The organism is Oceanicola sp. 22II-s10i (genome assembly GCF_002210105.1).
Taxonomy (GTDB): domain Bacteria; phylum Pseudomonadota; class Alphaproteobacteria; order Rhodobacterales; family Rhodobacteraceae; genus Pseudooceanicola.
Window position 1 is genome coordinate 1,544,558 of the sequence record NZ_AQQU01000001.1, and the last position, 13,895, is coordinate 1,558,452.

General features: G+C 67.3%; 12 protein-coding genes. 9 read left to right on the top strand and 3 right to left on the bottom strand.

Features of this window, described 5'->3' with window-relative positions; translation table 11 throughout:
• Positions 1 to 45 precede the first annotated feature (45 nt).
• Genes ATO6_RS07700 through ATO6_RS07710 form a run of 3 tightly spaced genes read left to right on the top strand, consistent with a single transcriptional unit; the run spans position 46 to position 4,416 of the window.
• Entirely contained in the window at positions 46 to 1,194 is a 1,149-nt protein-coding gene (locus ATO6_RS07700; protein ID WP_217898978.1) for an acyl-CoA dehydrogenase family protein, read from the top strand.
• A gap of 11 nt (positions 1,195 to 1,205) precedes the next feature.
• The gene (locus ATO6_RS07705) at positions 1,206 to 3,335 is read left to right on the top strand and encodes an acetate--CoA ligase family protein (protein ID WP_088623296.1); all 2,130 of its coding nucleotides are present in this window, start codon (positions 1,206 to 1,208) and stop codon (positions 3,333 to 3,335) included.
• Positions 3,328 to 4,416, top strand: coding sequence for a CaiB/BaiF CoA-transferase family protein (locus tag ATO6_RS07710; RefSeq protein WP_088623297.1), 1,089 nt, complete (start codon positions 3,328 to 3,330; stop codon positions 4,414 to 4,416). The genes ATO6_RS07705 and ATO6_RS07710 overlap by 8 nt, the downstream gene beginning before the upstream one ends.
• Positions 4,417 to 4,455: 39 nt before the next feature.
• Here ATO6_RS07710 and ATO6_RS07715 read toward each other — a convergent pair whose 3' ends face one another.
• The gene (locus tag ATO6_RS07715) at positions 4,456 to 5,205 is read right to left on the bottom strand and encodes an SDR family NAD(P)-dependent oxidoreductase (protein ID WP_088623298.1); all 750 of its coding nucleotides are present in this window, start codon (positions 5,203 to 5,205) and stop codon (positions 4,456 to 4,458) included.
• A 154-nt stretch (positions 5,206 to 5,359) separates the two neighbouring features.
• On the opposite strand from ATO6_RS07715, the gene ATO6_RS07720 reads away from it, so the two are divergent.
• The 5 genes from ATO6_RS07720 to htpX all read left to right on the top strand — a co-directional run bounded on the left by ATO6_RS07720 (position 5,360) and on the right by htpX (position 9,776).
• Entirely contained in the window at positions 5,360 to 5,761 is a 402-nt protein-coding gene (locus ATO6_RS07720) for a Zn-ribbon domain-containing OB-fold protein (RefSeq protein ID WP_088623299.1), read from the top strand.
• Between the two features lie 3 nt (positions 5,762 to 5,764).
• Positions 5,765 to 6,913, top strand: coding sequence for a thiolase family protein (locus ATO6_RS07725; RefSeq protein ID WP_088623300.1), 1,149 nt, complete (start codon positions 5,765 to 5,767; stop codon positions 6,911 to 6,913).
• A gap of 4 nt (positions 6,914 to 6,917) precedes the next feature.
• Positions 6,918 to 7,715, top strand: a complete 798-nt coding sequence (locus ATO6_RS07730) for an enoyl-CoA hydratase/isomerase family protein (protein ID WP_088623301.1) — start codon at positions 6,918 to 6,920, stop codon at positions 7,713 to 7,715.
• Between the two features lies 1 nt (position 7,716).
• On the top strand, positions 7,717 to 8,712 hold the full coding sequence (locus ATO6_RS07735; protein WP_088623302.1) for a nitronate monooxygenase family protein: 996 nt from the start codon (positions 7,717 to 7,719) through the stop codon (positions 8,710 to 8,712).
• A 134-nt stretch (positions 8,713 to 8,846) separates the two neighbouring features.
• Complete coding sequence (htpX, locus tag ATO6_RS07740; protein ID WP_088623303.1) at positions 8,847 to 9,776, top strand: zinc metalloprotease HtpX; 930 nt, start codon at positions 8,847 to 8,849, stop codon at positions 9,774 to 9,776.
• Between the two features lie 82 nt (positions 9,777 to 9,858).
• Here htpX and ATO6_RS07745 read toward each other — a convergent pair whose 3' ends face one another.
• Together ATO6_RS07745 and ATO6_RS07750 are read right to left on the bottom strand one after the other, a co-directional pair.
• Positions 9,859 to 10,623: an enoyl-CoA hydratase/isomerase family protein gene (locus tag ATO6_RS07745; protein ID WP_088623304.1), complete on the bottom strand. Its 765-nt coding sequence runs from the start codon at positions 10,621 to 10,623 to the stop codon at positions 9,859 to 9,861.
• A gap of 13 nt (positions 10,624 to 10,636) precedes the next feature.
• Positions 10,637 to 12,718, bottom strand: a complete 2,082-nt coding sequence (locus ATO6_RS07750; RefSeq protein ID WP_088623305.1) for an acetate--CoA ligase family protein — start codon at positions 12,716 to 12,718, stop codon at positions 10,637 to 10,639.
• Between the two features lie 228 nt (positions 12,719 to 12,946).
• Between ATO6_RS07750 and ATO6_RS07755 the strand changes: the two genes are divergently transcribed.
• The gene (locus tag ATO6_RS07755) at positions 12,947 to 13,894 is read left to right on the top strand and encodes an NAD-dependent epimerase/dehydratase family protein (RefSeq protein WP_088623306.1); all 948 of its coding nucleotides are present in this window, start codon (positions 12,947 to 12,949) and stop codon (positions 13,892 to 13,894) included.
• Position 13,895 lies beyond the last annotated feature (1 nt).

Consider the following 13,895-nt stretch of genomic DNA (forward strand, 5'->3'; position numbering starts at 1 on the left):
AGCCGGTATCGCGATGCTGGGGCAACTGGAACGGGAGCACCAGCAATGTCCGCCTACCTCGACGCCGAACAAATCATGCTCAAGGAGCAGGTCGACAAGTGGCTGCGCGAGAACGTCACGCCGATCATCAACAAGCACGAGGCGGACTGCACCTTTCCGTTCGAGATCCTCGATGATCTGAAGAACTTCGGCTACCTCGGCGGCAAGATCCCCGAGGCGGACGGCGGGTTCGACCTGCCCTATGTCACCTGGGCGATGCTGATGGAAAGCGCGGGTTACTGTTGGGGCAGCCTGCGGACCATCGTCAATATCACCAACGGCACGATCCAGAAGCTCAGCAAGTTCGGCACGCCCGAACAGAAGGAAAAGTGGCTCAAGCCGCTCCTGAACAACGAAATCCGCTGCTGCACCGGGCTCAGTGAACCGAACGTCGGGTCGAACGTGCGCGGGATCGAGTGCAAGGCGGTCAAACAGGGCGACCACTACGTGATCTCGGGTCAGAAGCTGTGGATCACCAACGGCATCAACGCCGACATCTGCCAGCTGGTCGCGCGGACCTACTCGGACGAATGCGATGGCGAGCTGTCCACCTTCATCGTCGAAAAGGGTATGCCGGGGTATTCCGCCCGCCGCGTCGAGAAGCTGGTGCTGCGTCCGACGGGCACGTCCGAACTGACGCTCGACAACGTGAAGGTCCCGGTCGAGAACCGGCTGGGCCCCGAGGGCAAGGCGCTGTCGGGCACGCTGGCCGGGCTGAACACCGCGCGGGTCAACATCGCCATGGGCGCGGTCGGGCAGGCGCAGTCGGCGCTCGACATCTCGATCGACTACGTCAAGTCGCGCCGCCAGTTCGGCAAGCTCATCGGGGAATTCCAGCTGGTCCAGAAATACATCGTCGACATGACGATGCGGGTGAAGGCCGCCCGCGCGCTCGGGTATACCGCCGCGCAGGCGCTGGACCGGGGGCTCGAGGCGCGCGAGGACTGCTCGATGGCCAAGCTGTATGCCACCAAGGCGGCGTTCGAGGTGGCGGACATGGCGCTGCAGGTCCACGGCGGCCTCGGCTACGCCGTCGGCTACCCGATCGAGCGCATCTTCCGCGACACCAAGGGGGGCATGATCCCCGAAGGCACCGTCGAGGTGCAGACCCTGATCGCGGGGCGCGAGATCCTCGGCCTGAACGCGATCACCTGAGGGAGGCCGAGATGAAAGACACGCATCAGCCCTATCAGTTCCAGGATCTCAACCCGCTGTTCAATCCTCGCAGCATCGCGGTGGTGGGGGCGTCCGACAAGGAACATTCGATCGGCAACCACACTTTCAGGAACATCGTCGAGCATTCGAAGTTCGAGGGCACGCTCTACCCCGTGAACCCCAAGCAGACCGAGGTGATGGGGCTGAAGGCCTATCCCGACATGGCCTCGCTGCCGGAACCGGTGGATGTGGTGGTGATCGTCGTCCCCGCCCAGTTCGTGCGCGAGACGGTCGAGCAGGCGGGCGAGAAGGGCTGCAAGTTCGCGGTGATCCTCACGTCCGGCTTCTCCGAGGCCGACGAGTGGGGGATCGCCGAAGAGAAGAAGCTGGTCGAGATCGGCAAGCGCACCGGCATCCGCATCTACGGCCCGAACTGCCCCGGCCTCGTCAACCTGAACGTGCCGATCGGCATGTCGTTCAGCCCGGCCTACAAGACCGACATCTTCCCCGGCTCGATCGCTCTGGCGACGCAGGGCGGGGGGCTGGGCCGGAACATGATGCAGCACAACTTCCGCGGCATGGGCTTTTCGGCCTGGTCGTCGTCGGGCAACGAATGCGATCTGCAGGTGGCCGACTTCGTTCATCACTTCGCCGAGGACCCGGACTGCAAGGCCATCGCGATCCTCGTCGAGGGTTTCAAGGACGGCCCCCGCTTTGCCGCCGCCGCCGCGCGGGCGGCCGAGATGGGCAAGCCGATCATCGGGCTCAAGGTCGGCCGGTCCGAATACGGCGCCAAGGCCGCGCAATCACATACCGCTTCGATCACCGGTTCGGCACAGGTCAATTCGACCGTGTTCGAACAGCTTGGCGTGATCGAGGTGGACGACCTGGACGAGGCGATGGACGTCGCCATGCTCTTCACCCGGAAGCATCCCACCGGGGCTGAGAAGGTGGCGGTCTTCGCCTCGTCCGGCGGCGCCGCGTCGCTCTGCGCGGACAACGTGGGGACGGCCGGGCTGACCCTGTCGACCTTCACGCCCGAGACCACGCAGAAACTGGCGGACACCCTGCCGAGCTACGCCAACATCTCGAACCCGATCGACACGACCTCGATCTCGATCAGCGATCCGCAGGCGCTGCTGGACAGCCTGATCGCCTGCGCCAACGACGCGAATACCGACCTGGTGCTGGCACCGATCCCGATGGATTACGGCCCCTACACGGCCCATAACGCCAAGAGCTTCAAGATCGCGCAGGACACGACCGAGACGCCGATCGTGCCGATCTGGTTCTCGGAAAAGATCGGCGAGGGCTATTACGAACTCGCGCGCTCCGGCCTCGTCCCGTTCCGCAGCCTGCGCAACATGGGCAAGGCGGTGCGCCGCTGGATCGACTACGGCACCTACCTGTCCGAACGCGAAACCAGTTGGCGGCCGCTGATCGTCGAGACCGGCGTGCCGGGCCCGGCGGACAAGACCCGCACCCTGACCGAGGCCGAGGGCAAGGCGGAACTGGCGGCGGCGGGCGTCCCCGCGACCGCGCCCGAGGTGGCCGCGACCCGCGCGGCGGCGGAAGAGATCGCGGCCCGCATGGGCCAGCCGCTGGCGATGAAGATCGTCAGCGCGCAGATCACCCACAAGTCCGACGTGGGCGGGGTGAAGCTGAACGTCCAGCCGGGCGACGCCGGCGCGGTCTTCGACGAGATCATGGCGAATGCCGGACAGGCGAAACCCGACGCGGCTCTCGACGGTGTCCTGCTGGAGCCGATGGCGCCCGCCGGCGGGGTCGAGGCATTCGTCGGCGTGTCGCGCGACCCGGTCTTCGGTCACGTCATGACCTTTGGTCTGGGCGGGATCTATGTCGAGATGTTCCAGGACGTGACCCGCGCCATGCTGCCGGTCACGGAATCCCAGGCGAAGAAGATGATCGGCAAACTGAAATCCGCGAAGCTGCTCACCGGCTATCGCGGTCAGCCGCCACGTGATCTGGATGCCCTGGCCTTGCTGGTGGCAAGGGTGTCGGATTACGTGGCGGCGAACGCCGACCGGATCGAGGAGATGGACATCAACCCGGTCTGGGTGGGTGCTGAAGGCGAGGGGGTTCAGGCTCTCGACGCGGTGATCGTGGTCCGGGATGACTGAGGCGCCGCTGACCGGGCTGAAGGTCCTCGACTTCTCGGAACTGCTGCCGGGGCCGTTCATGAGTCAGGCGCTGGCCGAGATGGGGGCCTCCGTCACCAAGGTGGAACGCCGCCCTGCGGGCGACGCGTTGCGCCACGCGCTGCCGGGGCTGTTCCTGCTTGTGAACCGGGGCAAGGGATCGGTCGCGCTGAACCTCAAGGACGACGCGGACCGCGCGCAGGCGCTGGAGATGCTGCGGGACGCCGACGTGATGATCGACGGCTTCCGGCCCGGCGTGATGGACCGGCTGGGCGTCGGCTACGAGGCGGCGAAGGCGGTCAATCCGCGGATCATCTACATCGGGATGTATGGCTATGGCGCGACCGGCCCGATGGCCAAGGCACCGGGGCACGACCTGAATTACCTCGCGCTGTCGGGCGTCACCGCGCTGTGTGGCCGTCCGGGTGGCGCGCCGGAGCATACCTTCGGCCTGCCGGTGGCCGATCTGGGCGGCGCGCTCTATGGGTTGTCGGCGGTGCTGGCGGCGGTGATCCAGCGGGACCGGACGGGCGAGGGGCAGTTCATCGACCTGTCCATGACCGATTGCCTCGCCCACTGGGTCAACGCCCGCCGCGCGGTCTACACGCAGGACGGGGCGGAGGATCTGGAGACGCAGCGCCGGATCGCGCTGGTCCGTCCGGCCTACGGGGTCTTCGCCACCAGCGACGGCGCGGTCAGCGTCGCGGCGCTGGAAGGGCACTTCTGGGGCTCGGTGGTCAAGGCGCTCGACATGGGGCCTTTCGCCGATCCGAAGTATCAGGACACGGCCGCCCGCCGGGCCGAGGCCGAGGCGATCAATGCGCGGCTCGCCGAACAGATCGCGCCGATGACGCGGGATCAGGCGATGGCGCTGTTCGACGCGCATGATGTTCCGGCCTCGCCGGTTCTGACGCCCGCCGAGGCGGTGGCGTCCGAACATTTCGCGGCGCGCGGGCTGATGCAGGACAGTGTCGCCGGTCCGATCACGCCGTTCCCGGTGCGGCTGAAGGGAATGGGCCCCTACGACGAAACGGCCCCCGATCTGGATCAGGGGCCGCGCTGAGCCGTGCCGCAGCGGGCCGGATATGTCGTGCGGGCGGCCCTAGCGGCCGCCGCTGACATTCAGGCACTGGGCGCTGATGAAATCCCCCAGCGAGGAACAGAAGAACAGCATCGCCTTGGCGACGTCCGTTTCGTCCGCCAGCCGGGGCAGGGGCGTGGTGGCGAGGCTGCGCTGCTGCAGCTTCTCGAAATCCGGACGGGCGCGCAGGCGCGGGGTCGCGACCAGACCCGGCGCGACCGCGTTGACGGTGATGTTGAACCCGCCCGCCTCGCGCGCCAGCGCGTTGGTCAGGCCGATCAGGCCCGCCTTGGCCGAGGAATAGTTCGTCTGCCCCTTGTTGCCGAGATAGGCCATCGACGAGGTGTTGACGATCCGGCCCCAGTTCCGCTCCATCATCCCCGGCAGCACGGCGCGGCAGCAGTGGAAGGTGCCCTTGAGCACGGTGTTGTGCACGTCGTCCCAGTCGTCCTCGGCCATCTTCAGCATGTACTTGTCACGGCTGAAGCCTGCGTTGTTGATCAGGATGTCGATCGGTCCCAGCTGTTCCACGACCGTATCGAAGGCCGCGGCCACGCTCGCCTTGTCGGTCACGTCGCAGACCGCCGTCGCCACGCTGGCGCCCGGCACCTCGCCCTCGATCCATGCCCTGGCATCCGCCGCCGCGTCCGCGCTCACGTCGAGCAGCGCAACCGCCGCGCCTTCAGCCGCCAGCAGCCGTGCCGTCGCGCGCCCGATGGCCCCGCCACCGCCCGTGATCGCTGCCACGCGGCCCGTCAGACCGAGATCCATGTCGTCTCCTCCCTTGGTATTCCATTTACCCGTGAGACAGGAGATAACCACTCATGCTTGAAATCCGCAAGAAATTCCATTGCTGACTAACTGTATAAATTCTACTCTGGAGTAAATGACGGCCCGTGGGCCGATACGGGAGGAGGAAATTCAGGTGGAACTCGAAAAACCGGACCTTTACCGGGTCGCGGAGGATGGCGCGTCGCTTGTCCTGCGCGCCGGCCGCTGCGGCACCTGCGGAGAGCTGAACTTTCCGCTCAGCCCCTTCGGCTGCAACGCCTGCGGGGCCGAGCCCGCGAAGCTGGTCGAGGAGGACATGGACGGCCATGCCCAGCTTCTGACCTTCATCACCATCCACCAGAAGCTTTCGCCCAAGATCGACGCACCCTGTGTCGTCGGCGAGGCGCGGCTGGCCAATGGCCGGATACAGGAGATCATGCTGCAAGGCGCGGGCGACCGCTTTGCCGACGACATGACCGTCCGCGCCGTCCCGGTCGAGGTGACGCGCGGCGACAAGTCCGTCATCGCCTGCCGTTTCGCACCGGCGGAGGGCTGAGGCATGGCACAGGTTCTCAGGGATCTCCGCCCCGTCTACGTCGTCGGCGTCGGCATGCACCGCTACCAGTTCGCATCCGAGACGCCCTACATCACCCTCGGCCTGACCGCCGTGCGCGGTGCGCTGAGTGATGCGGGGATCGAATTTCCGGCCATCGAAAGCGCCTATGTCGGCTGCACCGGCATCGGCCTTGCTGCCGGGCGGATCATGTTCAACCACATGGGCTCCACCGGCCTTGGCGTGACGCAGGTGGAAAACGCCTCCGCCTCCGGCTCATCGGCCTTCCAGCTGGCCTGTTTCGAGGTTGCGGCGGGGCTGAAGGACTGCGTGATGGCGGTTGGGGTCGACAAGTACGGCGACCAGGTCCGGGCGGTCGAGAAGGAGGGCGTCAACAAGCTCTCGGACACCGCCAACATCCCGCTGATCCGCTACGCGATCATGGCCGAGTACCTGAAGAAGGAGAAGGGCCTGAGCCAGGAGGATCTGGCGATGGTCGCGGCCAAGAACCACACGAACGGGTCAAAGAACCCCTTCGCCCAGTTCCAGAAGCCCCGCACGGTCGAGGACATCCTGAACTCCACCCTCGTCGCGGGCACCACGACCTCGCTCATGTGCACCCCGCGCGGCGAAGGCGGCGCGGCGGCCATCGTCTGTTCTGAAGAGGGCATCAAACGCCTCGGCATCAGCGGCGCGAAACCGATCCGCGTCCTGTCCTCGGTCCTGCGATCCGAGGAGCCGCAGAAGGGCCGCGAACTGCCCTCTGTCACCGTGGCGCAGGACGTCGCGGAACAGGCCTATGCCGAGGCGGGGATCACCACCGACGACCTCGACTGCGTCGAACTGCACGACGCCTTCGCCATCGAGGAAATCCTCTATACCGAGACCTTCGGCCTCGCGGCCAAGGGCGAGGGCCAGCACTACCTGCGCGACGGCGGTTCCGCCATCGGCGGCAAGTGCTGCGTCAACTCCTCCGGCGGGCTGATCGCGCAGGGCCACCCGCTGGGGCCCACGGGCATCGGCCAGATCCATGAGATCGTCCGCCAGCTCCGGCACGAGAACGGCGACAGGCAACAGCCCGACGCCCGCACCGGCATGGCCCACATGATCGGCCTCGGCACCATTTCCATCGCGCATGTATTCCAGAGGGACTGACGAGATGCCCCAGTACGAAACCCTGATCTACGACAAGGCCGACAACGGCGTCGTCACCATCACCCTCAATCGCCCCGACCGGATGAACACCCTCGGCGGCACGATGAAGCCCGACCTCTACGACGCGTTCCAGAACCAGATGCTGAACGACCGCGACGTGCGCTGCGTGATCCTGACCGGATCGGGTGAACGCGCCTTCTGTGCCGGTGCCGACATCAAGGAACGCGCCGCGAACCGCCCCCCTGCGGCGGAATATTACGCCAAGCAGAAGTTCACTCACGACCTCACCCGGCTGATCGAGGAATTCGAACGCCCCGTGATCGTCGCGATCAACGGCGTCTGCCTGGGCGGCGGGATGGAGATCGCACTCTGCGGCGACATCCGCATCGCGGCGGATCATGCGAAACTCGGTCTGCCCGAGGTCAAGCTGGGCGTCCTGCCCGGCGCGGGCGGCACCCAGCGGATGCCGCGCCTGATCGGCGGGCCCAAGGCCAAGGAGCTGATGTTCACCGGCCGCCACATCACCGCGCAGGAGGCGTTGGACTACGGCATCGTCAACCGCGTCGTCCCGATGGCCGACCTGATGGCCACCGCCCGCGAACTGGCCGACGAGATCGCCGCGCAGCCGCCGCTGTCGGTCGCATTCATCAAGCAGGCGATCAACAAGGGGATGCAGGTCGGGATCGAGGAGGGGCTGGAATACGAACGCCTCGCCGCTTCTATGATCGTCGACAGCGAGGACCGCAAAGAGGGCATGGCCGCCTTCCTCGAAAAGCGCAAACCCGTGTTCAAGGGCCGCTGAGGTGCATCCGCCCGTCTTCCGCACCCGGCTGACCGAGATGCTGGGCGTGCCGCATCCGATCATCGTCGGGGGCATGCAGCACCACAGCAAGGCCAGGTTCGTCGCCGCCTGCGCGCGGGCGGGCGCGATGGCCTACATGACGGCCAAGAGCTTCGACTCGCCGGATCATTTCCGCGAGGGCGTGGCCGAATGCCTCGACCTCGCCGACGGCAATCCGTTCGGCGTGAACTTCTCGATCTCGCGCTTCCGCTCGAACGAGATGAACGACGCCTGCCTCGACATCGCGCTGGCCCATGGCGTCACCCGGTTCGAGACGGCGGGCAGCCCGCCCGGCGATCTGCTGCCCCGCATCCACGACGCGGGCGGCGTGGTGCTGCACAAGTCCACGCAGGTCCGTCATGCGCTCAAGGCCGCCGAGGAGGGCGCCGATGGCCTGATCGTCGTCGGCATGGAGGCCGGCGGCCACCCCGGCATGAACCCGCATCCCGGCCATGTCCTGCTCTCGCACCTCGTCCGGCAGACCGACGTGCCGGTGGTGCTCGGCGGCGGCATCGGCACCGGCGCGCAGATCCTCGGCGCATTGGCGCAGGGGGCCGAGGCGGCGCTGGTCGTGTCACGTTTCCTCACCGCGTCGGAAATCGAGGTGCATGAGAACTACAAGACCCGCATGCTCGAGGCCGGGATGGACGACACGCTGGCCGTCCTCGGCTCGCTCAAGGACACGTGGCGCGTGCTGCGCAACCGCACCTCGGAATGGGTCGCGGCGCGCGAGGTCGAACTGGCCGGGCAGGCCACCCGCGCCGATTTCGGCGAGGTCATCATGGGCGCGCACGCCCGTCGCCACGCCTATGGCGAGGGCGACATGGACGAGGGCCTGATGTCCTGCTCCTCCGCCGTCGGCCACGCCGACCGGATCGAGAGCGCGACCGAGATCGTCACGCGCCTGATGGCCGAGGCGCAGGCGGCCAGGGACGCGCTTGCCCACAAATTTCTTTAACCGCATTCCGGCTTCATCTTGCCGAAAATATGCCCGGGGTCCGGAGGCAGCGCCCCCGGTCCGTCGCTTGCAGCCCGCGAAACCCTCCCCATATCCAAAGCGTTCATCCGCGACACGCGGGCAAGGAGGCTCAGATGGGCTACGTGAAGACCGGGATACTGATGGCGGCGATGACCGCGCTCTTCATGGGCGTGGGCTACCTGATCGGCGGCTCCGGCGGCGCAGTGATCGCGCTGGTGGTCGCGGCGGCGATGAACGTCTTCACGTGGTGGAACTCGGACCGCATGGTCCTGAGGATGCACAACGCCCAGCCCGTGGCGCCCCGCGACCGGATGGGCCTGCACGACCTCGTTGGTGAACTGGCGAAGAACGCCGGCCTGCCGATGCCCGCCGTCTACCTGATCGACACGCCGCAGCCCAATGCCTTCGCCACCGGCCGCAATCCGTCGAACGCCGCCGTGGCCGTGACTGCGGGCCTCATGAACACCCTCTCGCGTGAGGAACTGGCGGGCGTGATCGCCCACGAACTCGCCCATATCCGCAACCATGACACCGCGATCATGACCGTCACCGCGACTTTCGCCGGTGCGATCTCGATGCTGGCCAACTTCGCCCTGTTCTTCGGCGGTTCGCGCGAACGGCTCGGCCTCGTCGGCACGCTCATGATGATGATTCTTGCCCCGACGGCCGCTGCGCTGGTCCAGATGGCGATCAGCCGGACCCGCGAATACGCCGCCGACAAGGCGGGGGCCGAGATCTGCGGCCAGCCGCTCTGGCTCGCCTCGGCGCTTCAGCGCATCCAGCAGGGCGCGGCGCGGATCGACAACGACGCGGCGGAACGCAACCCCGCCACAGCGCATATGTTCATCATCAACCCGCTGCACGCCCACAAGCGCGACAACCTCTTCGCGACCCACCCGGCGACCGAGAACCGCGTCGCGGCCCTGCAGCAACTCGCCCAGACCATGGGCCGGTCTCCGACCGCGAACGCGGCGCCCCGCATGTCGCAGACGAGCGTCCCCAACACCCGCCGCCGTCCGCGCAACGACGGTCCCTGGAGCTGATTCCCAGCTTCATCTGGCCCGATAAACTCCGGGGGGAGACGCGGCCCGAAGGCCGCGACGGGGGGCTGGCCCCCCTCCGACGTCACTCGTCCTTGAACACCGGCGGCCGCTTCTCGAGCCGCGCCGTCCGGGCCTCGACCGCGTTCTCGGTCCGCCCCAGTTCCAGCGTGTATTTCTGCTCGAAGATATACCCGTCGCGCGGCGACATCAGTTCGACGAGGTTCGCCGACCGCTTGGCGATCTTCATGCCCGTGGGGTTCTTCGACGCGATGTCATGCGCCATCGCCATGACCGTCGGCATCAGGTCCTCGGGCTCCAGCGCCGCCTCGATGATGCCCAGCCGATAGAGCTCCTCGGCATCGAAGTTCTCGCCGGTGAACATCATGCGCCGCATCCGCGAGCGGCTGAAGAACTGCGCCAGCATCGACCCGCCCCCGGCCAGGCCGACGTTGATCTCGGGCATCCCGAAGGTCGCGTTCTTGGACGCGAAGATGATGTCGCAGGCCATCGCCAGCCCCATCCCGGCCCCGAGCGCCGCGCCGTTCACGGCGGCGATCACCGGCTTGTCGTTGTCCTTGATGGGCAGCGAGGTCTCGCGCACGATCCGGTTGTGCAGCGGCCCCTGTCCGGCCTTGGACGGGTCCGGCCGGTCCTTCAGGTCCGCGCCCGCGCAGAACACGTGGCCGTCGGCCGCCAGCACGGCACAGCGGACGTCGGGGCGTTCGTTGATCTCGTCGAAGGCCTCGGTCAGCTCGTAGCGCATGGCGCGCGACAGGGCGTTCACCTTGGGCCGGGCCAGCGTCACGACGGCGACGTAGTCCTTCACTTCGTAGCGGATGTTTTCCATTTTGCGTCTCCGTTCAGTCGCGGGTGCCGATCAGGGCGTCGAGCACGAGCCCGCCATTTTCCTTCAGTCGGAAGGGGTTGATGTCGATTTCGCTGATGTTGAATTTCGGGTCGGCGACCAGATGGCTGACCGCGCTCACCGCCTCGCTCAGCGCGTCGAGGTCCATCTGCGGCCCGCCGCGCCAGCCGGTCAACAGGGCGGAGGATTTGGTGGACAGCACCAGTTCTTTCGCCTGCCGCGCCGAGACGGGTGCGGGGGCCAGCGCCACGTCGTGGAACAGTTCCGCCGCCGTGCCGCCGAGGCCCACCATCACCATTGGTCCGAAATTCGCGTCCTGCGAGCCGCCGATGATCATCTCGACCCCGCCCTCGACCTGCTCGATCACCGCGATTCCGGCGATCCGGGCGTCGGGCTTGGCGGCTTTCGCACGGGAGAGGATGCCGTCATAGGCCTCTCTCAGCGCCGCCTCGTCGCGGATGTTCAGCACCACGCCGCCGATCTCGGTCTTGTGGGGCAGGTCCTCGCTGACGATCTTGGCGACCACCGGAAAGCCGATTTTCGCCCCTGCCGCAGCCGCCTCGTCGGCACTCTGGCAGAGCACCTCCGCCGGGCCCTTCAGGCCCGCGCCCTCCAGGTACTTTTTGGCCGCCACCTCGTCCCCGCCCCCGAACGGCGCGGAGGGCAGGGCGGGGGCGGACACCTCGGCCTCGGCCGCGCGGGCCGCCGTCTGCAGGCGGCGGGAATTCCACGCCCCGGCGATCGCGCGGATGGCGCGGTCGGGGTCCAGCACGTCGGCGATACCGGCCTCGTGCATCATCGGGCGGTATTCGTCGTAGAGGAAGGTCGACAGGACCACGGCGAGGTCGGGGTATTTCTTCTTCACCTCGATCACGCGTTCCGAGAACACCTTGATCCGTTCGCTGCGCCCGACGAAGGCGAAGTAGAGCTGGATCGTCCCGTATTGCCCGTCCTGCGCCAGCGCCTCCAGCAGCGCGCCCGCTTTGCCGATGTCGGTGCCGACGTTCGCGGTCGCGTCGATCGGGTTCTGACCGATGCAGAGCGGGTAGATTTCGTGCAGCTTGGCCAGCGTCTCGGGCTTGGCCGGGGCCGCGTCCAGCCCCACGTCCGCCGCCGCGTCCGCCGCGATGATCCCCGCGCCGCCCGAGATGGTCAGCACGGCGACCTTGTCGTTCTGGGGACGCCCTGCGACCGAGGCCACAAGCGCGTATTCCAGCATATCGTCGATCGACCGCGTCCGCACGGCGCCGGTCGCTTCGAACACCGCCGAGAAGGCCACGTCGTTTCCGGCCATCCGGCCCGTGTGCGACATCGCCGCCTGAGCGCCGACATCCGACCGGCCGACCTTGCACATGAAGACCGGCTTGTCCGCCCGCGCCGCCGCCATCAGCGCCTTGCGCAGTTTCGGTCCGTCGTTGCACGCCTCCAGCGCGGCACAGATCACGTGGGTGTTCGGATCCTCGGCCATCGCCTCGATGAAATCCGCAGCCTCCAGATCGCCTTCGTTGCCGCAGAAGATGCCGTGCGACAGCCCCAGCCCCATGTCGAAGGCGCGGCCCATCACGTGGGTGCCGAGCGCGCCGGACTGGGTGATGATCCCCACATGCCCCGGCTTGGGCTTGTTCGCCATCAGGTAGCCCGAGAAGGTCGCGTTGAACTTGTTCGCCGCGCTGATGCAGCCCAGCGAGTTCGGGCCCGAGAACCGCATCCCGGCGTCCTGCGCAATCTTCTTGATCCGCGCCTGAGCCGCCTTGCCTGCCTCGCCCTCCTCGCCGAAGCCCGCCGACAGGATGATCGCCGTCTTCACGCCCTTGGCGGCGCATTCGGTCAGGGCCGGTTCCACGCCGTCCGAGGGGATGCAGATCACCGCGCAATCCGGCGCCTTGGGCAGGTCCGCCGCGCTGCGGAAGGCCGGCATCCCCTGCACCAGGTCCGATTTGGGGTGGATGACGAAGATATCCCCGGTGTAGCCGCCCGAGATCATGTTGGCGAGCACCCGCCCGCCCATCTTGTTCGGGTCGGTCGACGCGCCGTAGAGCACCACGGATTTGGGGTTCAGGAAGTCTTCGGTCAGCATGGATGTCCTCTGGGCAGGCGGCGTGCGGCCCTAAGAGGGCCCTGTTTTACCTGCCGGACGATAAGCGCCGCCCGATCCGCAGGCACCTTGGACCCCCCAACGTTTCACATTCTTGGCGAGTCCGGTGCGCGCCTGCGCAGGCGGGTTGAGCGTGCCGTGTGGCGGGCATAGACTTCGGACTGGAGGCGCGAAAAAGATGGGAAATTTCAACGGTTTTCTGGCGATCCGATGCGAACCGTCCTGATCACGGGTGCCGCGGGCTTCCTCGGTCGCCGGCTGACGTCCGCGCTTATATCGACAGGGTCGCTGAACGGAAGCCCGATCGGTCGGCTCGTGCTGGCCGACCTTGCCGCGGTGCCCGTGCCCGAGGCGGGGGGCATCGACATCGTGACCCGGCAGGGAGACATTTCCGACCCCGCGTTCCTCGACACCCTCGTTGCCGAGCGGCCGGACACCATCTTCCACCTCGCCTCTCTCCTCACGCTTCAGGCCGAGGCCGATCCATCCCGCGCCTTCGCCGTCAACGTGGAACCGCTGCGCCGTCTGATCGACGGTGCCGAGAATTGCCCCCGCGTTGTCTTCACCTCGTCCATCGCCATTCACGGCGGCACCCTGCCGGATCGCGTCGGCGACGGGCTGAACCCCGTTCCGGCGACGACCTACGGCACGCACAAGGCGATCAACGAACTGTTGATCGCCGATTATTCCCGGCATGGACGCATAGACGGTCGCTGCCTGCGGCTTCCCATCGTGGTCACGCGGCCCGGCGCGCCATTGCCGGCAATCTCGGACCAGGTCGCCGGGATCATCCGCGAACCGCTCGCCGGTATCGACCTGACCGCGCCGCTGGCACCGGACACGCCCGTGGCCATCGTCTCGGCCGGGGCCGTCGTCGCCGCGCTCATCCGCCTGCATGACACCGAAGCCGCCGACCTGCCGCAGAAGCGGGCCCTGAACCTGCCGGCGCTGACCGTGACCGTGGCCGAGATGGTCGCCGCCGGGCAGCGCCACGGGGCCACCGGCCGGGTCACCTACAGGCCCGATCCACAGGTGCAGGCCATCGTCGACGGCTGGCCGCGCCATTTCGTGTCCGAGGCGGCGGCGGGGCTGGGCATCGCACCGGACGCCGATCTTGACGCGCTGATCCGCGACCATCTGGACAACAGGGAGGGCTGAC